This window comes from Paenibacillus sp. HGF5, from assembly GCF_000204455.1.
Classification (GTDB): domain Bacteria; phylum Bacillota; class Bacilli; order Paenibacillales; family Paenibacillaceae; genus Paenibacillus_AQ; species Paenibacillus_AQ lautus_A.
Genome location: NZ_AEXS01000136.1, coordinates 1 through 25,107 on the forward strand (window position 1 = coordinate 1; position 25,107 = coordinate 25,107).

The 25,107-nt window shown below is 54.6% G+C and carries 25 protein-coding genes; 18 read left to right on the plus strand and 7 right to left on the minus strand.

The features are described from left to right. The 8 genes from HMPREF9412_RS21190 to HMPREF9412_RS21225 all read left to right on the plus strand — a co-directional run. Positions 1–332: iron-sulfur cluster-binding protein (locus tag HMPREF9412_RS21190; protein ID WP_009593831.1), on the plus strand; the 332-nt coding region annotated here is incomplete at its 5' end. Further along, positions 313–1,245, plus strand: coding sequence for a dihydroorotate dehydrogenase (locus tag HMPREF9412_RS21195; protein ID WP_009593811.1), 933 nt, complete (start codon positions 313–315; stop codon positions 1,243–1,245). The genes HMPREF9412_RS21190 and HMPREF9412_RS21195, both read left to right, overlap by 20 nt. Before the next feature lie 158 nt (positions 1,246–1,403). After that, positions 1,404–2,315 carry an FMN-binding protein gene (locus HMPREF9412_RS21200; RefSeq protein ID WP_009593827.1) on the plus strand — a complete coding sequence of 304 codons (912 nt, stop codon included), beginning with the start codon at positions 1,404–1,406 and terminating at the stop codon, positions 2,313–2,315. Between the two features lie 50 nt (positions 2,316–2,365). Further along, entirely contained in the window at positions 2,366–4,240 is a 1,875-nt protein-coding gene (locus HMPREF9412_RS21205) for an FAD-dependent oxidoreductase (RefSeq protein ID WP_009593815.1), read from the plus strand. Between the two features lie 124 nt (positions 4,241–4,364). Then, positions 4,365–4,802 carry a hypothetical protein gene (locus HMPREF9412_RS21210; RefSeq protein ID WP_009593826.1) on the plus strand — a complete coding sequence of 146 codons (438 nt, stop codon included), beginning with the start codon at positions 4,365–4,367 and terminating at the stop codon, positions 4,800–4,802. A 32-nt stretch (positions 4,803–4,834) separates the two neighbouring features. After that, positions 4,835–5,839: a polyprenyl synthetase family protein gene (locus tag HMPREF9412_RS21215; protein WP_009593824.1), complete on the plus strand. Its 1,005-nt coding sequence runs from the start codon at positions 4,835–4,837 to the stop codon at positions 5,837–5,839. 90 nt (positions 5,840–5,929) lie between these two features. After that, a complete protein-coding gene (locus tag HMPREF9412_RS21220; RefSeq protein ID WP_254664090.1) occupies positions 5,930–7,111 on the plus strand; it encodes a PCYCGC motif-containing (lipo)protein in 1,182 nt (393 codons plus the stop codon). 198 nt (positions 7,112–7,309) lie between these two features. After that, positions 7,310–8,245: a hypothetical protein gene (locus tag HMPREF9412_RS21225; protein WP_009593816.1), complete on the plus strand. Its 936-nt coding sequence runs from the start codon at positions 7,310–7,312 to the stop codon at positions 8,243–8,245. A 60-nt stretch (positions 8,246–8,305) separates the two neighbouring features. On the opposite strand, the gene HMPREF9412_RS21230 is transcribed toward HMPREF9412_RS21225, so the two are convergent. From HMPREF9412_RS21230 to HMPREF9412_RS21250, 5 genes are read right to left on the minus strand one after another with little or no spacing between them, the layout of a single operon-like run. Next, positions 8,306–9,097 carry an energy-coupling factor transporter transmembrane component T family protein gene (locus tag HMPREF9412_RS21230; RefSeq protein ID WP_009593810.1) on the minus strand — a complete coding sequence of 264 codons (792 nt, stop codon included), beginning with the start codon at positions 9,095–9,097 and terminating at the stop codon, positions 8,306–8,308. A 50-nt stretch (positions 9,098–9,147) separates the two neighbouring features. Further along, the gene (locus tag HMPREF9412_RS21235) at positions 9,148–10,005 is read right to left on the minus strand and encodes an ATP-binding cassette domain-containing protein (RefSeq protein WP_083829982.1); all 858 of its coding nucleotides are present in this window, start codon (positions 10,003–10,005) and stop codon (positions 9,148–9,150) included. After that, a complete protein-coding gene (locus HMPREF9412_RS21240) occupies positions 9,954–10,829 on the minus strand; it encodes an energy-coupling factor transporter ATPase (RefSeq protein ID WP_009593825.1) in 876 nt (291 codons plus the stop codon). The genes HMPREF9412_RS21235 and HMPREF9412_RS21240 overlap by 52 nt, the downstream gene beginning before the upstream one ends. A gap of 16 nt (positions 10,830–10,845) precedes the next feature. Further along, complete coding sequence (locus HMPREF9412_RS21245) at positions 10,846–11,391, minus strand: Gx transporter family protein (protein WP_009593823.1); 546 nt, start codon at positions 11,389–11,391, stop codon at positions 10,846–10,848. After that, on the minus strand, positions 11,375–11,755 hold the full coding sequence (locus tag HMPREF9412_RS21250) for a NusG domain II-containing protein (protein WP_009593819.1): 381 nt from the start codon (positions 11,753–11,755) through the stop codon (positions 11,375–11,377). The genes HMPREF9412_RS21245 and HMPREF9412_RS21250 overlap by 17 nt, the downstream gene beginning before the upstream one ends. A 159-nt stretch (positions 11,756–11,914) precedes the next feature. On the opposite strand from HMPREF9412_RS21250, the gene HMPREF9412_RS21255 reads away from it, so the two are divergent. From HMPREF9412_RS21255 to HMPREF9412_RS21280, 6 genes are all read left to right on the plus strand, one after another. After that, positions 11,915–12,979 (plus strand): FAD:protein FMN transferase, encoded by a 1,065-nt coding sequence (locus tag HMPREF9412_RS21255; RefSeq protein ID WP_009593829.1) that lies wholly within the window; start codon positions 11,915–11,917, stop codon positions 12,977–12,979. Positions 12,980–13,001: 22 nt separating this feature from the next. Further along, positions 13,002–13,751, plus strand: a complete 750-nt coding sequence (locus tag HMPREF9412_RS21260; RefSeq protein ID WP_009593809.1) for a Crp/Fnr family transcriptional regulator — start codon at positions 13,002–13,004, stop codon at positions 13,749–13,751. 286 nt (positions 13,752–14,037) lie between these two features. Further along, the gene (locus tag HMPREF9412_RS21265; protein ID WP_009593814.1) at positions 14,038–16,842 is read left to right on the plus strand and encodes a glycoside hydrolase family 3 protein; all 2,805 of its coding nucleotides are present in this window, start codon (positions 14,038–14,040) and stop codon (positions 16,840–16,842) included. Positions 16,843–17,117: 275 nt separating this feature from the next. Further along, positions 17,118–17,651: an RNA polymerase sigma factor gene (locus HMPREF9412_RS21270; RefSeq protein WP_009593817.1), complete on the plus strand. Its 534-nt coding sequence runs from the start codon at positions 17,118–17,120 to the stop codon at positions 17,649–17,651. Further along, positions 17,638–19,287 carry a DUF4179 domain-containing protein gene (locus HMPREF9412_RS21275; protein WP_009593813.1) on the plus strand — a complete coding sequence of 550 codons (1,650 nt, stop codon included), beginning with the start codon at positions 17,638–17,640 and terminating at the stop codon, positions 19,285–19,287. Before HMPREF9412_RS21270 ends, HMPREF9412_RS21275 begins: the two co-directional genes overlap by 14 nt. Before the next feature lie 208 nt (positions 19,288–19,495). Next, on the plus strand, positions 19,496–19,942 hold the full coding sequence (locus tag HMPREF9412_RS21280) for a carboxymuconolactone decarboxylase family protein (RefSeq protein WP_009593821.1): 447 nt from the start codon (positions 19,496–19,498) through the stop codon (positions 19,940–19,942). Here HMPREF9412_RS21280 and HMPREF9412_RS21285 read toward each other — a convergent pair. Then, complete coding sequence (locus HMPREF9412_RS21285; RefSeq protein WP_009593822.1) at positions 19,911–20,810, minus strand: sigma-70 family RNA polymerase sigma factor; 900 nt, start codon at positions 20,808–20,810, stop codon at positions 19,911–19,913. The genes HMPREF9412_RS21280 and HMPREF9412_RS21285 overlap by 32 nt on opposite strands. Before the next feature lie 302 nt (positions 20,811–21,112). On the opposite strand from HMPREF9412_RS21285, the gene HMPREF9412_RS21290 reads away from it, so the two are divergent. Genes HMPREF9412_RS21290 through HMPREF9412_RS21295 form a run of 3 tightly spaced genes read left to right on the plus strand, consistent with a single transcriptional unit; the run spans position 21,113 to position 23,459 of the window. Beyond that, positions 21,113–21,988 (plus strand): GGDEF domain-containing protein, encoded by an 876-nt coding sequence (locus HMPREF9412_RS21290; protein WP_009593830.1) that lies wholly within the window; start codon positions 21,113–21,115, stop codon positions 21,986–21,988. 39 nt (positions 21,989–22,027) lie between these two features. After that, the gene (locus HMPREF9412_RS33000) at positions 22,028–22,171 is read left to right on the plus strand and encodes a hypothetical protein (protein WP_009593808.1); all 144 of its coding nucleotides are present in this window, start codon (positions 22,028–22,030) and stop codon (positions 22,169–22,171) included. Beyond that, the gene (locus HMPREF9412_RS21295; RefSeq protein ID WP_009593812.1) at positions 22,164–23,459 is read left to right on the plus strand and encodes a glycosyltransferase family 2 protein; all 1,296 of its coding nucleotides are present in this window, start codon (positions 22,164–22,166) and stop codon (positions 23,457–23,459) included. The genes HMPREF9412_RS33000 and HMPREF9412_RS21295 overlap by 8 nt, the downstream gene beginning before the upstream one ends. Before the next feature lie 128 nt (positions 23,460–23,587). Here HMPREF9412_RS21295 and HMPREF9412_RS21300 read toward each other — a convergent pair whose 3' ends face one another. After that, the gene (locus HMPREF9412_RS21300) at positions 23,588–23,815 is read right to left on the minus strand and encodes a DUF896 domain-containing protein (RefSeq protein WP_009593828.1); all 228 of its coding nucleotides are present in this window, start codon (positions 23,813–23,815) and stop codon (positions 23,588–23,590) included. A gap of 329 nt (positions 23,816–24,144) precedes the next feature. Between HMPREF9412_RS21300 and HMPREF9412_RS21305 the strand changes: the two genes are divergently transcribed. Next, the coding region (locus HMPREF9412_RS21305; protein ID WP_009593820.1) for a sodium-dependent transporter at positions 24,145–25,107 on the plus strand (963 nt) is incomplete at its 3' end.

Here is a 25,107-nt window from a genome sequence, read left to right on the forward strand (position 1 = left end):
ACGCCGGCGTTCCCTTCGGAATCAACGGATTCCACGAAATCAGCCGGGATGTCACGGTGAAGTCCGGCGGCACCATCGTCGATGCCGTGGACCCGAGCCGCTATGACACGATATTTGCCTGCGGCCCGGTTGGGATGATGCACAGCTTGGCGCAAAAAGCCGAAGGTACCGACGCGAAGCTCCATGTCTCCATCGAGAAGCGAATGGGCTGCGGCATCGGGGCATGCAACAGCTGCACGTTAACTGCCGCGGGTTCGAACCGCAAGGCGTGCACCGACGGGCCCGTATTTCTGGCGAAGGAGGTGAACTGGAATGATCTCCATCGATTGTGAACTGGCGGGCGTGCCGCTGTCGAATCCGATATTGGCGGCCTCGGGCACGTTCGGTTTCGGCAAACCGTATGCGGATCTGTATCCGCTTCGCAAGCTCGGTGGCATTGTCTCCAAGGGATTGACCCTGACCCCGCGGCTAGGCAATACGGGTACGCGGATCTATGAAACGCCATCGGGCATCATGAACAGCATCGGCCTGGAGAATCCGGGAATCCGGGCTTTTCTGGAGCACGAATTATCCGACATGGCTTCGCACGGGACGGCGGTCATCGTCAATCTCGGCGGCGGCACTGTACGGGAATATGCGGAGGGCGCCGAGCTGCTTACCGAAGCCAGCCGCAAGCTGCGCTCAGCCGGCAAACGGGCCGTCGACATGATCGAGCTTAACATCTCCTGTCCCAACATCAAGGAAGGCGGGCTTGCCTTCGGCATCGAGAATGAGCAGGCTCGAGCGGTGGTTCGCGCAGTCCGCAACGCCACCACGCTGCCTCTGCTCGTCAAGCTCTCTCCCGGGGCGAAGGATTTGAAGGAAATGGCACGGATGTGTGAAGCCGAGGGGGCCGACGGCCTCTCGCTAATCAATACGATTCAGGCGATGGCGATTGATATTCGGGAACGCTGCAGCGTTTTTGACAGAGCCTACGCCGGATTATCCGGGCCGGCGATTAAACCGATCGCCCTGCGGATGGTCCATCAGGTGGCCCGGTCGGTGTCCATCCCGGTGGTGGGAATCGGCGGCATCTGCAGTGCCGAGGATGTCCTCGAATTCATCATGGCAGGCGCTGCAGCCGTACAGATCGGTACGTACAACTTCATCAACCTCCGTGCGGGAGATACCCTGGCTGAAGAACTGATTCAACTGATGGAGAACGAGGGCATTCAATCCCTGGATGACATTCGAGGCATTATTTGACGGATGCTCAACTTCCTGAAAATCAGCATGATCGCCTGAACATGAAGCACCGTGTCAGTTTGTGATTTTTTTCACCGATAACTATTCTTTTTCAGAATACAATGAACTCAAGAACAATATTTGTGAAGTAATTCACAAAATTATAGGAGGAAACCAGAATGAAAAGGACACTCTCTCTATCCCTCTCCGTCATGTTGATGTTTGCGCTGCTCGTAGGCTGCGGAGGCAACGGAGACAAAGAGCCTGTCACCACGGACAAACCGGCAGAGAGCCAAAACACGGATAATGCCGGAAACGGGGAGCAACCGGCACAAGAAGGAACGGCCCTGCAGGACGGCTTATATTACGCCGAAGGCGATTTTGCCGAGGATTCCGGCTGGAAGGAACTCGTCGCGATTAAAGTCGAAGGCGGTAAAATCGTCAGCGCCAACTGGAACGGTCTGCATAAGGACGGCGGCTTGGACAAAAAGACATTTTCCGAAAAAGGCTTCTACGGCATGAAGGAAAAAGGCGGCGCTCAAGCGGAATGGCATGAGCAGGCAGCCAAGATGGAGGAATACCTGGTGGCTCAGCAGTCCGTTGAAGGGCTCGCCTTGAACGACGAAGGCCGCACGGATGCCGTATCCGGGGTATCGATCCATGTCAACGGATTTACGGAACTGGCAGCCAAAGCGCTGGCCGCGGGACCTGTTGAAGCAGGACCATACAAAGACGGCAGCTACCACGCGGAAGCGGCTGACTTCGATGCCAAATCCGGCTGGAAGGAAACCGTCGACGTTACCGTAATTAACGGTAAAATCGCCGCAGTCAGCTGGAACGGCGTTCATAAAGACGGAGGCACCGACAAAGTCACCCGCTCCAAATCAGGCGAATACGGCATGAAGAACGGCGGGGCTCAGTCCGAATGGCACGAGCAGGCTTATCAAGCCGAGCAGTATTTGATCGAAAAGCAAGACCCGCAAGCCATCGTAACGGGTGAAGACGGCAAAACCGATGCCATCTCCGGTGTATCCATCCACGTCAACGGATTCGTAGAACTGGCAGCGAAAGCGCTCGAAGGCGCCAAATAAGCCACAAGTACGATAGAAAGAAGACAACTATTCCTTGAGGGGAGATTCGCATGAAACAGATTATCGTGCTGGGCGGCGGATACGGCGGTATACTTACCGCCAAGAAGCTGGCTAAACGACTGCGCAAACAGAAGGATTTGCGGATAACACTCATCGACCGCAAGCCGTATCATACGCTGCTGACCGAGCTTCATGAAGTGGCCGCCAACCGGGTCGAGGAGGATTCCATCAAAATCGACCTAAAAAAAGTATTTTCCGGATTCCGGAACGTGGACGTGGTGCTGGATGAAATCGGAGGCATCGACTTTGACGGCCAAACGCTCCAGGGAGAGAAACAGACCTACAACTACGACTATTTAGTCATCGGTACAGGCAGCAAGCCAACCTTCTTCGGCATACCGGGTGCGGATCAACACGCCTTTACCCTGTGGTCTTACGATGATGCGGTCCGCCTGAAAGAACATACCCTGAATATGTTCCGCAAAGCGGTTCTTGAGCGCAACCCGCAGGTCCGCAAGGAAATGCTGACCTTCGTCGTTGTCGGCGGCGGATTCACCGGTGTGGAAATGATCGGCGAGCTGGCCGAATTCACCCAGCAATTATGCAAGGAATTCTACGTGGATCCAAGCGAGGTTACGCTTCACGTTGCCGACATGGTCGACAAGATCCTTCCGATCCTGCCAGAGCCGTTAATACGCAAAGCCGAGAAGCGGCTGCGTAAAATGAACGTCAACATCATCACGGGCTCCAAGATTACGGAGGTTAAGCCGGACGGCGTTACCGTCGGCGGCAGCGATATCAAATCCCGCACCGTTATCTGGACCGCGGGGGTGGAAGGTTCCGATGTGGTCGGCAGCATGGATGTCGAGCAAAAAGGCCGCAAGCGGATTTTGACCAACGACAAGCTTCAAATTCCTGCTCATCCGAACGTATATGTCGTCGGGGACAATATATTCTACATTCCTGAGGGCGCGGCTGCACCCGTACCTCAAATGGTGGAAAACGCCGAACTCGCGGCCCCGGTCATTGCGCATAACATCGTGGCTGAATTATCGAACAAACCGATGAAATCCTACAAGCCGACGTTCCACGGCACGATGGTCTGTATCGGCAGCCGCTACGGGGTAGCCAACGTGGGCGTGCCGGGCCATATGTTCAGGCTCAGCGGCTTCCCGGCCATGCTGGTCAAACATCTGATCAACATGCTCTATCTGTTCCAGGTTTGCGGCTTCAACAAGGTATACCATTATATGCTGCATGAGTTCTTCCATGTCCGGAACAACCGCAGCTTCGTGGGCGGGCATTTTGCCAAACGCTCGCCGAATTTCTGGCTCGTTCCGCTGCGGATTTTTGCCGGATGGATGTGGCTGTCCCAAGGGTGGGATAAGATTCACAAGATCATTGACGATCCGAACAAAATGTTCCTCATTCCTGCCAAAGCAGCCGACGGCGTAAGCGCAGCTTCCGCTGCAGGCGCCGATGCAGCCGGAGCCGGAGCGGCAGACGCGGTGTCCGCTGCCTCCGCTTATACCGCAGAAGCGGTCTCTGCCCTTCCGGTGCCGGATTTCTTGAAATCCATCGTCGACTGGTCGATGGACCTGATGTTCTATACCGGAGACGGCGGCTATACTTCTCTTGCCTATGTGTTTCAGACCTCGATGGTATTGGCTGAGCTGATCGTCGGCATCCTGCTGATCGTCGGATTGTTCACGGCACCTGCAGCCGTAGCCAGCGTCGCCATGGGCGCCATGGTTTGGGTATCGGGTATGGCACCTAACGAGATGCTGTGGTATCTGGCAGCAGGAATCGCCTTGATCGGCGGATCGGGCAGCACGTTCGGACTTGACTACTATGTGTACCCTTGGCTGAAAAAGGTATGGAGACGAATACCGATCGTAAGGCGCTGGTACGTGTATACGGACTAATTCTTCTCTATTCAATAGAACGGGCTGATCGTATGGCGCTTTGCCGAATCAAGCTCAAGCCCTAACCGTTCTGCCGGCATTCACACTCTGATCAACACGAGCCTTCCGGAAGGAGTCAATAACGATGGATATGAAGCTATTACAGGATACGATCGACCTGCTTCGGTCGCATATCGATTCCGGAACGGATATCGATTGGATGGAGATGGATAACAGACCGGTGAGGGACATCGCCGATATGCTCAACGCTTATGAACTCGCCTATTCACGCAAAATGACGGTGCTGGCTTGCTGCATCCTGATTCATACTGCGCTAAACAAGCATGGCAAGCTGCAAGCGAAGGATAACGAGAGACTGACGCGTTTGCTGCTGGACGGCGATTATTTGACCGGACTCATGTACCGGATTGCCGTCAAGCGAAAGGAATGGAAGCTGCTGTCCCGGCTTCTCCCCTTTCATAAGCGCATGCAGCTCAGCCTGCTCAAGAACGTTTCACCCGAAAGGATATTCAACGAGCTTAAGCGCGAAATCCGCAGCTATCTGGAGCAGCGGAGCGCGTAAGAAGCCATCCATGGAAAGGGGCGCGGATACAGATGAACCTTCATAACCGAATCGGAGTGGATCTCGCTTCCTTCGATCGCCTGCTCCGGGAGGTCGTCAGCTCAGACCGCGACCTCCCCCCTTCCTCCGTGGTACTGAGCAGCGTCATGGATCTCATTAACGCCGGCGGCAAGCGGCTGCGCCCGCTTATGGTCGTGCTCGGCAGCCGTTTCGGGGAAAGCGGCCATGAGCCCGCCGTCATGAAAACCGCCGTACTGCTTGAATATCTGCATATGGCCTCGCTGGTGCACGATGACATTATCGATCAATCCGATATGCGGCGCGGCATGCCGACCCTGCACGAGACGACCGATGTCCAGACGGCGGTGCACATCGGCAACTACATGATTGCCCGTGCCATCGAATGGGCCGCCGGTCATCCGGGCGGCGACCCGGACGGGAACAGCGAAGACATCTCCGAAGACGAGGCCTACCGTTTAGCCGAGCTTGCGGCGCTGGTCACCGAGCTCTGCATGGGAGAATACGATCAGCTTCAACACCGCTTCGACTTCGGACTGACGATGGAGCAGTATTTGGAGAAAACGCGCTGCAAAACGGCCCTGTTGATGGCCCACTGCCTGAAAGCGGGCGCGGAAGCAGCCCATGCGGATGCCGGAACCGCTGAACGGCTCTTTCAATTCGGGGAGTCGCTCGGCATGGCCTTTCAAATCCGAGATGACCTCCTTGATTTCACGGAGCCCAAGGAGGCCATCGGCAAGCCGGCTGGCGCAGACCTGCGAAACGGCAACATTACGCTGCCGGTGCTTTACGCCCTAAACGATCCTGCCCTTGCCCCTAGAATCAGGCAGCTCGGCCCTCATTCCGCCGCGGCAGACATGGATGACGTCATCCACCGCATCGCCGCAAGCGGCGCGATCGGGCAGAGCGAAGAACTTGCCCGTTTCTATGCGGAACATGCCCAGCGCATGATCGTCGACTTCGCGGATCACCCGGCTCAACGTGATTTGCAGGCGTTGCTCCATTATTTCCTGCCCTAAAGACAGACATGAAGCCATATACTCCAAACGAACAGGGATACGTCCATCATGGATGCATCCCTGTTCGATATGAAAGGATGTTTAATCAACATGCATCGCACACGAATCTGGCGGTGGCGAATTGCACTGACGGCCTTCCTGCTCCTGCTTGCTGCCGGGGGCTTCATGCTATTCAGGACATCTCCTCTTGCGGAACAGGAGACCGTTGACACGCAAGTGAGCTCCATCGCCATTTTTGCGCTCAAGGGCTGCGGCGGCTGTTCCAAGGCGCTGGGCGTCATGGAGCAGATGGAAGCAACCTCCCCGGACTACCGTTACCAGTATTTCAGCATTTCGGAGGATACGGAAGCCGTTAACCGGTACGGTATTACGGAGCACCCGACCATCCTGTTCCTGAACGCTCAGGAGGAAGAACTCGGAAGACTGACCGAAGATATATCAAGCGGCAGTATCCTGCGGGAGCTGGAAGATATCGCCGCGAACGGTGCACGCCCGCCCGAGGGAGCGACTCTCTCGGCCATCCCCGGCACGATGCCCAGCGTAACCCTCCATGCCTATGACCCGCATTCCGGTCTATTCACGCCGGTATCCCAGTACGTGCAGACGGATACCTCCGTCCGCTATCCGAAGGTCAGTGCCATGACGATGCTGGCCCAGCTTTCGGATCTGCTGCCGCCCGAGCTGGAAAGCGCCATCCCGGCCGGCGTAAGCTTCGCCGAAATCCGAACCGAACACGGGGTAACCGTGGTGGAGCTGTCCCCATCGTTTCGTGCTTTTACCGGCTCTAAGGAGGGAGAACGGGCGGAAGAAGCCATCGCGCTTACGCTGCAGACCTTTGAAGGCGTGAACGGCGTTCAAGTTGTAAGCGGCGCGTATCGCAGCGACATCCTCTATGCGGAAGCCCTTGCTGGCCGTTCCGACGGCAAAACCGAATACCTGCTGCATCCCGATACGCCTCTTCCGCATATGTCCAGCGTGAAGGAATACAATGCAGCCATCCTCCATGCCGGCCACTTGGCCTTCATGCCCTGCTTCTGCGGATGCGGCGATGCCGGCCATAGCAGCAACCTCAATTGCTACTATGCTCAAGAGGAAGACGGCAGGCTCACGCCAACCACGCACGCGAAATTCTGCCAAACCTGCCTGGACGTCACGAATATGTACTTGGGCGGCAGGCAGCAGGGGCTGAGTCTGAAGGAAATCCGGCAATCCGTGGACCGGGCCTACGAGGGGATCAAGCCGACGGATACACCGATGCCGATGAATGAATAGGTATGACAAAAACACCGTTCCGTAAAGGATCGGTGTTTTTATCTATATTTTCTATGAGATGCGTTGTAAAACTATAATTCCCATATTATAACTTTACGACAGGCATGAATCTCATCTATGATTTGACTGGGTAAATCATCCACCTTATGGGATACGCCAAAATTAAAAATCGGCAGATTAGAGGAGACGTATTACAACGTGATCAGAAAACACCTAAGCTTTTTTACACTGGCATTGCTGTTTCTTATGTTTACCCTTGAAGAGACGGAAGCCTCCAGCCAAAAAGTTAGTTTAACCCTCCCAAACGGGGCCACCTACTATGGTGAAGCGAAGAACAACAAACCTCATGGAAAAGGTACGATGCGATGGGGACCTTCCAAAGTATACAGCGGCGAGTGGCACAATGGGCAAAGATCCGGTACAGGCAAATACATATCGGACAAGCTTCCCGAGGATATGAAAATCGTCTACGAGGGGGAATGGCGAAACGATCGTCCTAACGGAACGGGAATGCGGAGCGAAAGCAACCCTGATTTTGAATTTCATGTAATCTCGAAGGGCATTTTCAAGGATCATGACTTGCTGTCAGGTTATACCGTGATGCAATCCATGGACATCCTTGGGTTTGAGTACCGGAATGAGACCACTCTATTGGAGTTTTCCGCATCGGATCGGGAGCAGGCAAATGAATTGATGCAATCCAAATTGGCCCGCGGCCGCATTCAACTGCTGAATTATTACAAAAGGGATAAGTCCACGCCTGACTACAAAGGGTTCGCATATGCAAGCGAGATGGAGGACTACGGGAGTTCCATCAGCGAAGGCATATATCGAACGGGTGACTATGGGGTGATGGAGCTTTATACTGGAATGAATCAACGCTTCGAGGACGAAGAGCACTATAGAGTAGAGAATTACAAGAACGGAAGACTCGTCTCTGCAAGAGAAGTACCGGAGAACGGACGGTTTGCCGGGATCGTTCAAGGGAAAATCAATAACAAGAAGCATGTCCTGCAGCCTTATCTAGGTGAATTCTCAAAGCTATTAAAAGACATTAAAAACGAATCAGAGCCAAAAGGCTGCAACAACTCGCCCACCAGCGTTTGCGGGACCTTTCCTATCAAATTCGAGTAACAATAAAACCACAAACCGCAGTCCTTAAGGACTGCGGTTTTCATGCTCTTCAGACCGCCGTTACAGCAGCGCGGCTGCGGCCACGGGCAGCAGAAATGCCGCCACGAATAACGTGTCCGCCCGCTTCCATACAAACGCCCTGAACCTGCTTCGCCGCGCACCCAGGCGATAGCCCCGGGCCTCCATGGAATCGGCCAACCCGATCGCGCGCCGGAACGCGCCTGTCGTTACCGGGACCAGCAGGGCAATGATCAGCCGTGCCTTCTCCCTCAGCGGGCGGGATGACAGGTCCAGTCCCCGGGACTGCTGGGCCTTCCACAGCCGCTCGGCTTCCTCGAAGATAGTCGGTATGAACCGGAGGGCAATGCCGAGCATCAGCACCAGCCGATCCGTCGGCACGCCGATGCAGGTCAGCGGCCGCAGGAGGCTGCCGAGCCCCTGGGCCAGCTGCTCCGGCTGGGTCGTGAAGGTCAGCACCGCCGCCAGCATGATGAAGAGTCCCATCCGCGAAGCGGACACGATCCCTTTTTCCAATCCGCCGGCATATACCTTGAACGCGCCCACATCCAGCAGTTTCCCGCCTCCCGCATCATAAAGGATGTGAAATACCAGGATGAACAACAGCAGGAACATCAGCGGTTTCATGGCTCTGATGTAATAGCGGTACGGAATACGCGTGGTCCGGATCACCACCGCAGTGAACAGCAGCAGCGCGAGTACCCCCATATATCCGTCCACCAGGAACACGGCCACCATAAAGAGCGGCATAGCCGCCGTCTTGGCGCGGGGATCCAGACGGTGAACCCATGAATCGCCTTCCATATATCGGCCCAGGATGATTTTTCGTTTCATGTCGGCTCCCTCCCCTATCTCCCTTGCCTAGCCCTGCTGCCAGCCCTGTCCTATGATCCCAGCAGTTCCGCATACCATTCCGCCAATGCTGCCGCATCCGGAAGCATTTCCGCAGGTTCGAGTTCAAGCTGTGCGGCCAGCATACCCGCCATCCGCACGGAGGAAGGAGCCATCAGGCCTCCCTGCTCCAGCACCTCCTGCCGATGTACGAGCTCCCCGGCCGTTCCTTGAAACAGGACCTTGCCGTCCTTAATTACCACGAACTCGTCGGCAAAGGCCACGATTTCCTCCAATCGGTGAGTGACGACGAGGACGGTTTTGCCTTGCGTCCTCGTTAATCTATGCAGCCGCTGCATCAGATCCTCCCGGCTGGCAGGATCGAGGGAGGCCGTAGGCTCATCCAAAGCCAAAATGTCGGGATCGGCCGCCAATACGGCCGCAACCGCCGCTTTCCGCATTTGGCCCGAGCTTAGCTTGAAGGGACTCTGCCCCAGCAGCTCCTCATCCAATCCGACGAAGGATGCCGCTCTGCGGACCGCCTCTGCGGCTTCAGCTGGACTCCGTCCGAAATTAAGGGGTCCGAATAATAGATCCTTCTCCACCGTATCTTCAAACAGCTGCTGCTCCGGATATTGAAACACCAGGCCGACCCGCTGCCGCAGCCCGGCGGGAATTTTCTTGCCGTCACCCGATTCAAGGCGGAAATCCAAAATGCGAATCAGACCGTCATCCGCCCGAATCAAACCGTTCATGTGCTGGAGAAGCGTTGATTTCCCCGAGCCCGGCGCACCGAGGACGGCAATCATTCGGCCTTCCTCCAGCTCCAGATTCAGGCCGTCAAGCCCAAGAACCGGACTCATCCCCCGGTCCCGGTAGCGGTAAGAAACCTCTTCGAATGATATGACCATAATGCCTCCAGCACCTCCTTCTCCCTGACCAGCTCGCCGATATCGATTCCTCTCGCTTTCAGCTCCCTGCACAGCTGGAGGGCAAAAGGCGCCTTCAGCCTGCACCGCCGCAGCAAGTCGTCCTGCAGAAGCAGCTCCTTTGGACTGCCGTCCGCTGCCACCATGCCGCCGTCCAGCACGATCATCCGGTCGGCTTCGGCCATCTCCTCCACATCATGGGTGATGGAGATGAGCGTGTACCTGCCTTCGGCGTGCATGGCCCGCATCAGGCCCAGCAGCTCATTCTTGGCCTTCTCATCCAGCATGGAGGCCGCCTCGTCCATGACAATGATGGAAGGCTCCATCGCCAGCACGGCAGCGATGGCCGCCCGCTGCTTCTGTCCGCCGGACAGAGTGGCCGGATGCCGTTGGAGCAGATGGACGATATCCAGCCGCTCCGCATAGGTTCGAATCCGCTGCAGCATCTCTTCCCGGCTCAGGCACAGATTTTCCAGGCCAAACGCGATATCATCCTCTACGGTGAGGCCGACAAACTGATCGTCCGGGTTCGCAAACACCATGCCGATATGACGGCGAATGTCGCCCAGCGTGCGGCCGTTCAGCTCCAGCCCATCGATCAGAATGCGTCCCCGGCTCATGAGGAGCAGGCCGTTCAACAGCCGAATGAGCGTGGACTTGCCTGCCCCGTTTCTTCCGGCGATGCATACCCACTGTCCATGGGGGATCGCCAGCGAGACATCTTTGAGCACGTTCGTGCAGCCTTGTCCGTAATATACATGCTTGAGCTTTACTGCATGCTCTGACTTATCGGTTATGCCCGCCATGCCTAACGCCTCCCCCTTAGCTTTCTGTGTGAAACATGCCGAACGGATCAATACGCCGCAGGGATTCGATCAGATATTTTGCGGCCCATCCGACGAAGATCCCGGTCACCACGCCCGCCCCGAGCAGAAAGGGCAGGTAATAATAGATTTTTGCCGTCCCCAATACCAGCGAGGCTGCCGTCAATTGTCCGATATTATGAGCGATGCCGCCCGCGATGCTCACCCCGGTTAAGCTGAAATTGCTCCCCCCGAGCCTCAGCATGACATACATCACCAGATAACTCGCCAGAGCGCCGAACATGCTGAACAGGAAGGTCGAGAAGCTGCCGAGTATAAAGGCGGTCAACAATGTTTTTAAGACAATGAGCCACAAGGCATCCCTGCCCCCAAGGCAGACCAGACAGGTCAGAACCATAATATTGCCGAGCCCCAGCTTGGCGCCGGGTATCGTGACCGCGAACGGAATCAGGGCTTCCACAATGCCCAGCACCACCGATAATGATGCGCAGATGGCGATCACGACCAGCTTGCGGAGCGCATAAGGATCAGGAGACAACGGCATCCGGCTCACTTCCTTTAATTTGTTCTCCGGTCACTTCAACGAACACGCGATTAGGCAAACATACGATGGTGCCATGGATGTCGTGAACGTGGCCGAACCCGATGCAGAGCTGATCCGGACAATCCGACTCCACCATCTCGATCCCTTCGCGCGAGATCCTCAAAAGGTTGTATCCCCGCTCCGTCCGGATTTCTATGTCTCGGGGCTCTTCCGTCAGCGCCACCGTATCATAATGCTTTCCGTTCACCTCGATCATGGCATAGGTTCCCTTTGCCGTTCCGTCTTCCCCCATAAATTTGGATATTCCAAACCAGGCGACAGCCGCTATCAGCACAAGCGCTATTCCAATATCTCCGCGTTTCATCAGCATCTCTCCACTTCGCTTTGCTTATCTTCATTATCAGGGCTGCACAAAGTGCCAGAAATGATTTTTCTCACATTCAGCGGGGTAACGGTCTGATACGCTGAGATCATCGGAACTCGATGCAAAAACAGCATCAGAATTCGAAGAGGAGGCACTATCATGTATAGGAAGTTTCTTTCCTGCAGCAGCCTGTTGATCATGCTCACCCTGTTGATGACGGGAGCGATCGGCTGCACAACCAAAGCGGATCAGAAGACAGCCGCCAGCAACGAACCGGCAGCCGAACGTTACTTTATATTCGATACCATTGTAAGTCTCCGCGTTTACGATGAACGGATGACACCCCGGCATTTCGACGAGGTTAGGGCTCTGCTGGAACGGATCGACCAGCGTATGAACCGGCAGCTGGCCGGCAGCGAGATCGGTCAGGTCAATCAAGCGGCAGGCAAATCCGAGGTCAGCGTTTCGGAAGAGACCTTCAAGGTGGTCCAAACCGCCATCGATTACGCAGCGGCTTCCGGCGGACATTTCGAACCGACCGTAGGCCCGCTTGTGGATCTCTGGGGCATCGGGGGCGAACACCCCGCAGTGCCGAAAGAAGATGAGCTCGCTGCCGCCATGCAGCGAATGAACTACAAGGATGTGATTTTGAATCCGGCATCGAACGCCATCCGGCTGAAGAAGGAGGGAATGTCGCTGGATCTAGGCGCCATCGCCAAAGGATATGCCGCAGATGTCATCGCGGACTATTTGCAGCAGCAGGATTTCCGCTCCGCCATCATTGACCTCGGGGGCAACATCCTGGCCATGGGTTCAAAGCCGGACGGCTCACCGTGGAATATCGGCATCCAGGACCCTGAGAAGGATCGCGGGCAATCCCTGGGTACCCTTCAAGCCGTCAACAAGACCATCGTGACCTCCGGCGTGTATGAGCGCTTCTTCGAAGCAGAAGGAACAGTGTATCACCATATTCTGAGCCCCTTCACCGGTTACCCGGTCGATAATGACCTGCTCAGCGTGACGATCGTGACCGACACGTCCATGGACGCCGATGCCATGTCGACTTCCGTTTTTTCGCTTGGGCTTACGGAAGGTCGGCAGTTCGTCGAGAGCCGGGATGACGCCGATGCCATTTTCGTCACCACCGACCATCAAATCTATCTCACCTCAGGTCTGACCGATACATTCAAACTGACGAATGACCATTATCAGCTTGCCGAATAAGTTACGAAAAGGAGAAGATCGTATGAAACAGAATCGAGCTGCAAGGTCCGATGCGAAGAATGGAGGGCTGTTTCCTGCGGCCACTTCCTTCGTCTTTTCGCCGCCGCATCTCGCTTTAATCCGGGAAATGGCCGAGCCAATCGGTTTGTTTGCCGGCGATTGTCTGTATCAGGAGAACGATCCTGCCGACCGGCTGTACTTCGTAAACCGGGGAAGCCTGAAGGTATCCAAGCTGCTGGAAGGCGGATTGTCGGCAACCTTGTCGCTCCACATCCCGGGCGATCTGTTCGGTGAGCCCGATCCGTTCGGACGAGCCGTGCATCATTTCGAAGCCAGGGCCATGGAGGATAGCGAGGTCGGCGTCGTGCCCCAGACCGAGCTGGATAAAATCATCCGCATCAACGGTGACTTTGCCGTGGAATATATGGGCTGGATGGCGCTCATGCAGCGTACCACGCAGAGCAAACTGCGCGATCTGCTGCTGCATGGCAAATCCGGCGCCCTATGCTCTCTGCTGCTGCGGCTGTACAATATGTACGGCACCGGCGGGACCGCCAAGGATCACAGGGCCATCATCGGCAAGCGGATCACGAATCTGGAGATGGCGGAGATGATCGGCTCTACTCGCGAAAGCGTCAACCGTATCTTGAACGAGCTTAAGGATCTTGGCGTGATTTCTACCGAGCGGGGGCGCATCGTTCTGAATGACCCCGCTTATTTGCGGAATATTTGCCACTGTGAGGACTGCCCCAAAGAGATTTGCCGAATGTAACGGACATCCACAAAAAACCTCTGAATGGAACACGGAGTCAACAGCAATCTTTTACCCGTGCCCAAACAGAGGTCTATTCTTCTAATAGAGCATCCCATGTATTTTCTATTACACGCAGGGAATCGAAATTTCCACATGAAAACTGCGCTAATTCTCGGTGTATCATGGCTCCGCCTTGCGCGCTATGATGGAGTTGGTTTAACGGTTTAAAGGGAAACGCACACTTTTCGCATGTATATCTGAGAGCGTTTCCATTCCAACTCTGCTTAGAAATGAGGTTTTGCTCATGAAATATCCGTTCCAGGATCCGGATCTGCCGCTGGAAGAGCGGGTTCACGATCTGGTGTCCCGATTGACCTTGGACGAAAAAATCGAATTAATGTGCCAATACCAGACGGAAATCCCCCGTCTCGGCGTGCAAAAATATAAGCATGGCACCGAAGGCGCCCACGGCGTGGCATGGCTTGGCGAAGCGACGGTCTTCCCGCAAAACACCGGACTTGCGTGCACGTGGAATCCCGAGCTGATGCGTGAAATCGGCTCGGTCATCGCAGAGGAAGCCCGGGTCTATTACCAGCGCGACCGGGCCATCAACGGACTGACCATCTGGGCGCCGACAGTGGATCTGGAACGCGATCCCCGGTGGGGCCGGACGGAGGAAGCCTACGGGGAAGACCCGCACCTGACCGGGCAACTATCCACCGGACTGGTGAAGGGCATGCAGGGAGACCATCCCTTCTACTACAAAACGGTTGCTACCCTGAAGCACTTCTACGGCAATAACAATGAAGCCGACCGCGGCAGCGCCTCGGTAAGCATCGATCCGAGAAACAAGCGCGAATATTATCTGAAAGCTTTCGAGGCTCCGTTCCGGGAAGGGAAAGCCGGTTCCATGATGACCGCGTATAACGGCATCAACGGCACGCCGTGCAACCTGAACCATGAAGTGAACGATATCGTCAAGCAGGAATGGGGCATGGACGGATTCGTCGTAGGGGACGCGGGTGACGTGCTGGGTACCGTCATGGACCATCATTATGTCGCTTCCTACGCGGAGGCCGTTGCGGATTCCGTCAAAGCCGGGATCGACAGCATCACCGACGATCAGGACATCTCCTTCCGCGCTCTCCGCGATGCTTTGGAGCAAGGATTGCTCGAAGAGCAGCATCTGGACCATGCCCTCCGCAATACCTTCCGCGTCCGATTCCGCCTTGGCGAATTCGACCCGGAAGAGCGGAATCCATACAGCCGCGTACCGGAGTCGAAGCTCTGCGCGCCGGAGCATGCCGAATTATCTCTTCGAGCCGCACGTGAGTCGATCGTGCTGCTGAAGAACGACGGTTTGCTTCCCCTTCCGCGTGATCCGTTCAAATCCGCGGCCGTGATCGGACCGCTCGCCAACGAAGCGTTCACGGATTGGTACAGCGGCACGCCTCCCTACCGGATTACGCCGCTTCAGGGCGTGCAGGCCAAAGCGGGAGACCGCAGCGTTCAATTCCATACGGGATTGGATCAGGTGCGCCTTCGTTCTGCCGTCAGCGGCACGTATGTCGCCCTGTCTTCCGAGGAGCAGGGCATCCTGCTTGCAGGCACGTCAGAATCCGCCGATGCCGCCGTGTTCGAGCGAAACGACTGGGGCTGGAGCTCCGTCACGCTCCGCCTGGTCAGCAGCGGCAAATTCGTGACGGAAACGGAAACAGGGCTGCAAGCTGCAGCCGATGAGGCTCGCGGCTGGTTCGTGAAGGAGGCTTTCGGCTTCGAGGCGTTGCCGGACGGAAGCTTTATGATGAAAAACTGGGAAGGCAAACCGATCCTGCTCGATGAGCATGGCCGGCTTGTTGTTGGCGGCATCGAGGAAAGTGGAGCGCCGTTTACCATCGAAACGGTTCAGGACGGCATCGCTGAAGCCGTTGCAGCGGCAGCATCGGCTGAAACCGCCGTCGTCTTCGTGGGAAACAGCCCGTTCATTAACGGCAAGGAAACGATCGACCGTCCCGACATCACCCTTCCGCCTGCACAGCAGGCCTTGATACAGGCGGTGTTCGAGGCTAATCCCCGTACGGTGGTGGTCATCGTAGGCGGGTATCCGTTCGCGGTGAACTGGGAACAGGAGCATCTGCCGGCCATCCTCTTTACGTCTCACGCCGGGCAGGAGCTGGGCCATGCGGTGGCCGACGTATTGTACGGAGATTACAATCCGGGCGGCCGGTTAAACATGACGTGGTACAAGTCAACCGAGCAGCTTCCGGACATCATGGATTACGACATTATCAAAGGAAAACGGACCTATCAATATTTCGACGGGGATGTACTATATCCGTTCGGTCACGGTCTCAGCTACTCCCGCTTCAAGTACAGCGGTCTATTGCTGAGCCAGCCGAAAATGACGGCCGAAGGCAGCGTAACCGTTACCGTTGCCGTAAGGAACGAGAGCCAGCGGGCCGGGGATGAGGTGGTTCAGCTGTATGTGAAGGCTGACTCCTCCCGCGTCATCCGTCCGCTCAAAACATTGAAGGGCTTCCGCCGCGTCCATGTGGCTCCGGACACTTCGGAAACGGTAACCTTTGAGCTCAAGGCCGAGGATCTGGCCTTCTGGGACGTTACCCGAGAGCGCTACTGCGTGGAAAGCGGGACCTATACGCTCATGGCTGGACCATCCTCCGGCCGACTGCCGGTCACCGCAGTCCTTCAAGTCGAAGGAGAGACGATCCCGCCACGCATGCTGCGAGAGCCTGTTCGAGCAGTGAATTATGACGACTACCAGGGTGTCTTCCTGGATGAATGCCGCGAAGGCGGCGAAAGCATCCGTTTAACCGGCGACTCGGGATGGATCGCCTTCTATGACGCCGATCTCGGCGATTCTTCGGCCACGTTCGAGGCCAGGGTGAGCGGACATATCAAGGGCGGCGACATCGTCATTACAACCGGCAGCCCGGATGGTCCGAAAGTCGGAAGCTGCAGGGTTCTGCCGACCGGAGGACGCCAGGCCTGGACGACGGTGGAGGCCGATCTGAAGGGGTTAACAGGACGCGCCGACGTCTTCCTGATCATGAAAGGCGAGGTGCAGATCAGCTGGTTCCGCATAGCTTAAGCCGACAGCGGCCCAGTGATAACCCTCTGTAATATGCTTAATCGATGGTTCTAACGAGCCTGCCAGCGGCACCCCATCTTACAGATATCCATAGAACATCAGCCCTACGTTTTATACGTTGGGCTGATGTTCTTTTTTGTTAGAATGAAGTCAATCCGAAAATATAAGAAAATGTCCCCGCCTTCGTTACAAGGCCACCTCCGCAAAAAAAATATGAACCCTTTCCAAGGGTCATTTGTTTATTAGACATAACGCAAAGAAAGGAGTGCCTTGGATTGACGGAACGCGAGTTATTCGATTCATACAACAAGGATGTGTACCGTACCTGCTACTACATGCTGCGGAACGCCCAAGACGCGGAAGATCTCTGCCACGACGTATTCGTCACCGTATTTCGCCAGGATTGGAGAAGCGTGGAGCATACACGCGCCTGGATCATGCGCATCGCGATGAATCATTGCCTGAACCTGCTTAGAAGGAATCAGACCCAGCGGGAAAAGCAAGGCCAGGTCGAATGGCTCCACGAGCAGACCGCGGCATCGGTTAAATCCGTGGACACCATCGTATTGGAAAAAGCCGCGGCGGCGGAATGGGAGAAACTGCTGCGGCAGCTTCCGGACAAGCTGATGGCCGTGGTCACGCTTCGCTATATCGGCGAGCTATCAATGGCGGAAATCGCCGAAACGCTGAAAATTCCCGTCGGAACGGTTAAATCAAGGCTTCACAAAGCATTGAAAATCATGCGTAAAAAGCTCGAGCATCATAACGGCTTTTGGCTGAAGGGAGAGAAACAACTTGGAACGTTTTGAGAACAATCTGAAAAATCAGATGAACACAGCGAATAACGTGTCTTATCCTGATTTTGACCGGATGTGGAGCAGCATTCAGCAGGACGAATTGAAGGTAGTCGGAGGGGAAGCGATTCCGCTTCGTCCGCGTAAGCGAAAGCGAATTGCGATCATTACCGGGATATCCGTCGCCCTTATGGCCACACCGGTCTATGCAGCCTTAAATTATGACTGGTCCCATCTTCTGTCTTACAAGGCCGGGATCCAGACCGCGCTAGAACAAGGGCTTGGCCAGTCGATTGAGAAATCCGTTACGAAGGATGGCATAACGCTAACGGTGCACACGGCATTTATCGATGAGAACCGCACGTTCCTGCTCTACAGCCTGGATCCGGGCTCGACGCGGGCCGGCGAACAAATCGCTTTTGATCGAATCGGGCTTAAAGATAAGGAAGGCCATTCCGTCGAGGGCCATTATTCCCATCAGTGGAACGAGGAGTTAGGCGTATTCCAGGGGTATTTCGAGACCGATTGGGTTGCTGAGGGCCAGATCGCGGATATCGAGTTTGCGATGGAGAATATCCGTTTTACCGGCGACGGAAAACAGTCCATCCCTTACGACCCTCAAAACCCGAATACGCAGGTATTCCCCATTCAAAAGGATGGCATTGGCAGCGTGACCCTGAAGTCCTTCGAGCAAGCCGAAGGCAGTATCCTGCTTCAATCGGCGATTAGATTTACGGACCCTGAAATGAACAGCAGAAGCTGGGTGCGAATTCAAGCGACCGATGACAGGAATGAGATGATTAAGGAGGTTAAAGCTCCTACCTTCGGAACCCCGGCAGCCTCCGGGGAATACTTGAGTCAGCAAATATTCAAATCCGATTCCCTGCGTGCGGAAGGTACGACATTCCAGCTGGCTTATGATCGCACGCTGGAGAACGCAGACGGTATTTGGAGCTTGAATATGGCGCTGTCCAAGAAACAAATGGACAACGGCACATGGAAGGACGTGCTGAATATCCCTGTAGATCAGGTGCCTGGCGAAACGAAGATCCATGAAATGATCGTGACGCCAACCCAAGTCCGGCTAATCCTGACCCATAAGGAAAAGCATACCCGTTTTCCATACATGGACTATCAGCTGGACGTAGGCGGGACGCTGTTAAGCGGAAGCATGTGGCATGTGCCCGGCCAGTCCAAGAAGACGGAGCTGCGCTTTGAGATGACCGGGCTGAATGCAGCCTCTCTGGCAAACCAACCCGTGTCTCTGGTCGCCAAGCACCGAGTCGACGCATTCGCCGGTGACAAGAGTCCGATCCGCTTGACCGATATTTCGGCTGAGCATCAGACCTTAACGTCCAGCATCGCCGGCTATCCGATCACGTGGACCTATTACATGAAGGACCACAACCTCTATGTGGAATCCTTGAGCTCCGACCCGGCGTTCGGCGGCGTCAACCAGACTTATTATCTGGACGGCGAAGATCGGAGCTATGGCATGCCGGCCATCATCGGCCTGATCGGCGATGACAGCAATAGACATATGGACGTGTATGAAAATTTCGACAATACCGATCTCGAAGTGTATGTTTCGAACTATACCACCCATAAGCGGGACGATGTCCTGCGCATCCCGCTTATGGCCGGAAAATAAACATATAAGCGTTATAAAGACAAAGAAACCCTCTGGACGGACGAAAAGTTACCCGGGATAGCATTTCTGCCAAGAAATGCGGCCCTTTCGAAGCTTTCGTTCCCCATCCATGAAGGGTTTCTTCTTTTTTTCGTTCACATGTCACAATTCCCGGCGGCAAACTGTCATATAGGTGAATATCAACCTCAAACGTAAAGGGGAACTGAACATGGAACTGCGAATGAATTACCGGTCGGCCAATCCCGAAGCCTTCAAGACCCTGCTTGCCCTGGAGCAAGCGGCCCAAAAAAGCGGACTGGATCACAAGCTGTACGAGATCATCAAGCTCCGGGCATCCCAGATCAACGGCTGCTCCTTCTGCGTGGATATGCATTCGAAGGATCTGCTCTCCATGGGCGAGAGCGTGGACCGTCTCCTCCTTCTGCCGATGTGGCGCGAAGTGCCGATCTATTCCGACGAGGAACGGGCCGTCATCGAATTGACGGAATGCGTGACCAAGCTGTCCGAAGCCGGCGTTCCGGCCGAAGTATACGAACGCGTGCGCAAGCATTTTGACGAGAAGCAATTCGTCGATCTGGTCATGGCGATTACGACCATCAATGCCTGGAACCGGATCGGCGTCGCTACAGGGCTGTTCCCGGGCTGTTTTGATTAAACAGCTGCAATTTATCCGGATTGACCACAAGAAAAATCCGGCTGATACGGGATAAGTCGGGTTCCCACTCAGCCGTAATGACCATGGAGACCCTGCCTTCCCGCTTCAGCAATACACCGGGCTCCCCGTTGACGGAGACGGGTTCAAACCCTTCCCGGAACGAGCCTTTGGCAGACAATCCCTCGAAGAAAGCCCGTACCCGCTCCATGCCCAATATCGGATTGATGGCTGCCTTCACTTTGCCGCCGCCATCCGACAGCAGCGTGACTTCTTCCTTCAGGAAAGAGAGCAGCGGCTTAAAATTCCCCATATCGGACGCCCGCAGGAAGGCTTCAACGAAGCGTTCCTGCTGTTCCGTCCGGGTCCCTTCTCCCACCGGCCCCTCCGAATGGCGGCCCATTTTTTCCTTGGCACGGCTGAAGGTCTTGCGGCAGCTGATCTCCGTCTTTCCAAGCATCTCCGAGATTTCATGATATTCGAGACCCAGCGTATCTTTGGCGATATAGACGGCACGCTCCAGCGGCGTTAAGCGTTGAAGCAGCACCAGATAGGCATATCCGATATTCTCGCGGCGTTCCGCAGGATCGGACCGCTTTATCATGTCATAATCCGGCATCGGCTCCGGCAGCCAGGGACCGGTATACGTTTCGCGCTGGCGCCTGGACGATTTCAGCAGGTTGATGCAGCGGTTCGTTGTCATTTTGGCCAAATACGCCTTCTCGTTAAGCACCTCTCCCCGATCCATCTGCACGAATTGGGAAAAAACATCCTGCACGATGTCCTCCGCATCCGCTGCACTACCCAGCATCCGGTAGGCCAGGCCGAACATCATCGGCTTGTATTCGATATAGATTTGATCCCATAACATCAGGCACACCTTCTTACTCTGTATATTGTCGACAGTAAGCTACACCACCTATAAGACAGATGAACGCTGCCGTCTGTGACATCAAGACGCTCTAATCCTACTCTATCCTATAGATCCCGATCCCTGAAAGGGTCAGTTTATCAGAGAGTTGGAGGGTCAACCAACGCTGCGTTCTTTATCTAATATGAACATTGCGACAAGGATCGATAAATCTATCGACATTTGGGTAATTTTTAAATAACATATGGAATGACCTCACCACACACGTAAAAGGTTTAAGAGTTTAGAAAGTAGGGACATTCATGAAAAAATCCACCCCTTTACGTCGCGTCGAATTCGGTTATTTTCTGCTGATTGCTCTTGCCGTCGTCCAGCAGGCGTTATTATTTTGGCACATCCATGTAAACCAAAGTTTTACTTTCATGGAATTTATGTTTAGCATCGGCTCGTTGGCCGCTTTGCTTATCGGCTTCTTCCTGCCGGTCGGCGTTTCGACGGTCGCCGTTTTTGTTTATTTGGTCACGTATTTCGTCTGGTTGTCCACGCTGGCTCCGATCCATGCGCTCACGTTGTCCTGGATTTTGCTGCTGCCCGCCAATACCGCCATTGCCGTCTTCATTAAGCTGGCTCTCGTGCGAAGCCGTAGATTTATCCGCCGTCTCGAGCAGCTCAGGAAAACCAACCCGGACATCGACATTGACACCTCGCTCGGCAGCAAGGAGGCTTTTGAAAGCACGCTGGTGAAGCAAGCGAATCTGGCCCATCGGTATTCCGATCAATACGGCTTCTGCATTATGATGTTTAAGCTCGATTTCCTCCCCCTGACCAGGGAAAACGTCGGCTCCCACCGCTTTGCCAAGCTGATTGTAGAACTGTCCAATACGATTCAGAAGCAGATCCGTTACGAGGACTATAAGTTCTCCATCGGCGAAGGGCGGTTTATCATTCTGTGTCCGCTCACCAAGCCGGAGTACCTCAAAAGCCTCATGGACCGCATCAAAGTCGCCATGATGAACGTCCCTTTCCGGGATAAAAAAGGCATGTCCCTCAAGCTAGTGGTCCGAGCCGGCGGCCTCGTGTTCCAGAAAGAGCAGTTCAGCCGGTATGAACATATCGATGACGTCATCTCCGCTTTAGAACGAAATACCGAAACCGACCTCATCGGGGAGTATATCTAACGAAGTGATCATCACCATGAAAAAGGAGGCTTGCAGCCGATGTCGTATACCCATTGGTTTATCCCTCTCTGCATCGGGGTCAGCATCGTGTTCTCCATCGCCATCATCATCCTGACGATCGCAACCTTAAGCTTCCGTTCGAAAATCAAACGAAAGTATGATCGGGGGAAGTTCAGTGACTGACTTTTTCCTCGTTATCTCCATCATCAGCATATGGATTGCCGTACTGGAGTCAATTATTATCATGGCCGGTGCCATCGTGTTCATTCATAAACAAAGCCGGCAGAAGCTGGTGAATCCCGGCAATTTGGAGGATTACCCCACCGTGACGGTCATGGTCCCCGCGCACAATGAGGAATTGGTCATCCAGGCAACGGTCGAGCACATTTTGCAGATGAATTACCCTCACCACAAAATGCAGCTGATTGTCATCGCCGACAATTGCAAGGATCAAACGGCCGAGCGGTTAAAAGCGCTGAAAGCGAATGAGCGTTACCGGAACCGCAACTTTGTGATCCTGGAGAGAACCGGAACCGGCGGCAAATCGGGCGCTTTGAACGACGCGCTCAAGCAGGCAACGGGCGAATGGATCTGTGTTTACGACGCGGACGCCGCTCCTGAGAAAAATGCGCTGTTGTTTCTCACGCAGAAGGCGATGGAGCAGCCCGAACGCTACGGGGCCGTCTTCGGGCGCAACAAGGCCCGTAACCGCGGGCAGAATTTCCTGTCCCGCTGCATCAATCTGGAGCTGGTGACCATTCAGCGCGTGCATCATACCGGACTGTGGCAGCTGTTTAAGCTGGGTACCATTCCCGGCACGAACTTTATCGTGAAAACCGCGCTCATTCAGGACATCGGCGGATGGGATGAGCATGCGATCACCGAAGATACCGCGATTTCGTTTCAGATCCTGACAAGGGGACAGCTGATTGCGCTGGCTCCCCAAGCCGAAGCTTATCAGCAGGAGCCAGAGGATCTGAAGGTGTACATGAAGCAGCGCGAACGCTGGGCCAAAGGCAACTACAGCGTCGTCACGGATAATATTCGTCATCTGTTCGACCGGAGCAGCTGGCGGATTAAGCTGCATGTGCTGTATTACGCGGCCAGTTACTTCTGGTTTATGATTGCCATCATCATCTCGGATATTATATTTATCGCCAATATCGTGTATCAGATCATCGCGCTGTTTAATCCGGCCGTCGTCTCCCCTTTCCGGTTTGAAGGGGATGTCTACATGTATCTCGTCATTGCCTGGGCCTTAATGTATTACATCTACGTCCTGCAGATTAACCTGGCGCTCGCAACGGACATCGGCCAAAGCACCACGCGCAACTTCATTCTATCCTGCGTGTCGTACTTCACCTACGCTCAGCTGTTCCTCGTCATATCCATCAAGGCGTTCTACTCCATGATCGTGGACAAGATTACGGGCAGGGAATCCAAGTGGTATAAGACGGAGCGGTTTGGATAGAGAGCCGCACTTCACTTATATTTGGTGTTAGAAAAATAAAGAAGGGATCGCCATGTTATTGGCGATCCCTTCTTCTTGTTTCACTATGTTTACCATGCTGCGTAATAGCGTTGCATCGTCATGGCTATTCAATTTTCCTTCCAGTTCTTTTGCTCATTGCGAAGTTTCTCAGGTGTCACGTCATTACCGGCGGGATCCACGATGCTTAATCCCGAAAAGGTGCTCAGCACCTGTCCGCGAATTTCGCGCAGATATTCCGTGCGCAAAACTTGCTGTTCGGCTCTTTCCGCAGCAGTGAGCACTCCTTCCCGCTGTTTTTGTGCCAATTCGTTAATCCGGGTTAAGCTTTGGATCATGATATCCCTCTTTTCCGTTATTGGTTTGTTCATTTATCTTAATTTAAAGATATATTATTTAAAGGTATTTGTCAACCCCCGCGAAACCTTCAATTGCCATCAGGCGTTTTTGTGATTTTTTCCCTATCTAAAGTCCCTTCCTTTCCTTAAACTTGGTGTTTAAGGTTTAATTATTTACAAATCGTGGTTAATGTTAGTATTGAAAACTTGGTGTTGGCAGCATAATACAAATGCAGGTCTTGATCCGTTAGGAAAAATTGCTTATGCCTTTCTGACAGAACATGAAATATAATAGAGGAACTTAACTTTAAACAACTGGGGGAACATCTATGAAATCTCAGCTCAACAACCCAGCTTCACCGGGGAAAAGCGATCGTTTTTCCTCTGCTGGATTCATTCTGGCCGCGATCGGGAGCTCTGTCGGCCTCGGAAACATGTGGAAGTTCCCGTACATTACGGGAGAACACGGCGGCGCAGCTTTCTTTCTGCTCTTCATCATCTGCCTTATCATAATCGGTTTGCCCGTCCTGCTGGCGGAGCTTGCCATCGGACGAGCCGGCCGCGGGAGTGCCGCGACTTCCTTCGTTAAAGCGGGCGGACCGAAAGTCTTCGGGCAGCTTGGATTGCTCCAGGTTATCGCGCCGTTTCTCATCCTGACCTTCTATGTCATTGTGGCAGGCTGGACGCTTCATTATGCGGTCATGTCGTTTAGCGGTAATCTGTACAACAATACGGATTTCGGCGGTCAATTCACTGGGTTTACGGAAGGCTATATGCCGATTATATGGCAAGTTGTCGCTATTGCGATCACGGGCTGGGTAGTAGCTAAGGGCATCTCCGGCGGAATTGAAAAATTCAACAAGGTTCTGATTCCTGGCCTGATCATCCTGTTAATCGTTTTAATGATCCGCGCGGTAACCTTGCCAGGGGCCGGAGCAGGCGTATCCTTCTTCTTGAATCCGGACTTCTCGAAGCTAAGCCCGGAAGCGGCCCTCGTCGCGCTGGGACACGCCTTCTTCTCCCTCTCGCTGGGGATGGGGATTCTGTTGACCTACGGGGCTTATGTCGATAAGCGGCAATCCCTTGGTCCGGCTACCCTCGCCATCGGCGCAGGCGACCTGATCTATGCATTTATTGCCGGGCTTATCATATTCCCGACAACCGCTTCGTTCGGGATCGAGCCGAATGCCGGCCCTTCCCTTGTCTTCATTGCCCTGCCGGCCGCCTTCTCGGCCATGCCGCTGGGCGCTTTTTTCGGAGGATTGTTCTTCGTCCTTCTAGCCATCGCCGCG

Coding starts and splice junctions, on each gene's coding strand:
- HMPREF9412_RS21210 (WP_009593826.1), top strand. CDS start 4,365: ATGGATATGAAGCTATTACAGGATACGATCGACCTGCTTCGGTCGCAT.
- HMPREF9412_RS21230 (WP_009593810.1), bottom strand. CDS start 9,097: ATGAAACGAAAAATCATCCTGGGCCGATATATGGAAGGCGATTCATGG.
- HMPREF9412_RS21290 (WP_009593830.1), top strand. CDS start 21,113: ATGAAAAAATCCACCCCTTTACGTCGCGTCGAATTCGGTTATTTTCTG.
- HMPREF9412_RS21205 (WP_009593815.1), top strand. CDS start 2,366: ATGAAACAGATTATCGTGCTGGGCGGCGGATACGGCGGTATACTTACC.
- HMPREF9412_RS33000 (WP_009593808.1), top strand. CDS start 22,028: ATGTCGTATACCCATTGGTTTATCCCTCTCTGCATCGGGGTCAGCATC.
- HMPREF9412_RS21260 (WP_009593809.1), top strand. CDS start 13,002: ATGAAACAGAATCGAGCTGCAAGGTCCGATGCGAAGAATGGAGGGCTG.
- HMPREF9412_RS21255 (WP_009593829.1), top strand. CDS start 11,915: ATGTATAGGAAGTTTCTTTCCTGCAGCAGCCTGTTGATCATGCTCACC.
- HMPREF9412_RS21280 (WP_009593821.1), top strand. CDS start 19,496: ATGGAACTGCGAATGAATTACCGGTCGGCCAATCCCGAAGCCTTCAAG.
- HMPREF9412_RS21215 (WP_009593824.1), top strand. CDS start 4,835: ATGAACCTTCATAACCGAATCGGAGTGGATCTCGCTTCCTTCGATCGC.
- HMPREF9412_RS21235 (WP_083829982.1), bottom strand. CDS start 10,005: ATGGTCATATCATTCGAAGAGGTTTCTTACCGCTACCGGGACCGGGGG.
- HMPREF9412_RS21250 (WP_009593819.1), bottom strand. CDS start 11,755: ATGAAACGCGGAGATATTGGAATAGCGCTTGTGCTGATAGCGGCTGTC.
- HMPREF9412_RS21245 (WP_009593823.1), bottom strand. CDS start 11,391: ATGCCGTTGTCTCCTGATCCTTATGCGCTCCGCAAGCTGGTCGTGATC.
- HMPREF9412_RS21195 (WP_009593811.1), top strand. CDS start 313: ATGATCTCCATCGATTGTGAACTGGCGGGCGTGCCGCTGTCGAATCCG.
- HMPREF9412_RS21200 (WP_009593827.1), top strand. CDS start 1,404: ATGAAAAGGACACTCTCTCTATCCCTCTCCGTCATGTTGATGTTTGCG.
- HMPREF9412_RS21265 (WP_009593814.1), top strand. CDS start 14,038: ATGAAATATCCGTTCCAGGATCCGGATCTGCCGCTGGAAGAGCGGGTT.
- HMPREF9412_RS21240 (WP_009593825.1), bottom strand. CDS start 10,829: ATGGCGGGCATAACCGATAAGTCAGAGCATGCAGTAAAGCTCAAGCAT.
- HMPREF9412_RS21220 (WP_254664090.1), top strand. CDS start 5,930: ATGCATCGCACACGAATCTGGCGGTGGCGAATTGCACTGACGGCCTTC.
- HMPREF9412_RS21300 (WP_009593828.1), bottom strand. CDS start 23,815: ATGATCCAAAGCTTAACCCGGATTAACGAATTGGCACAAAAACAGCGG.
- HMPREF9412_RS21285 (WP_009593822.1), bottom strand. CDS start 20,810: ATGTTATGGGATCAAATCTATATCGAATACAAGCCGATGATGTTCGGC.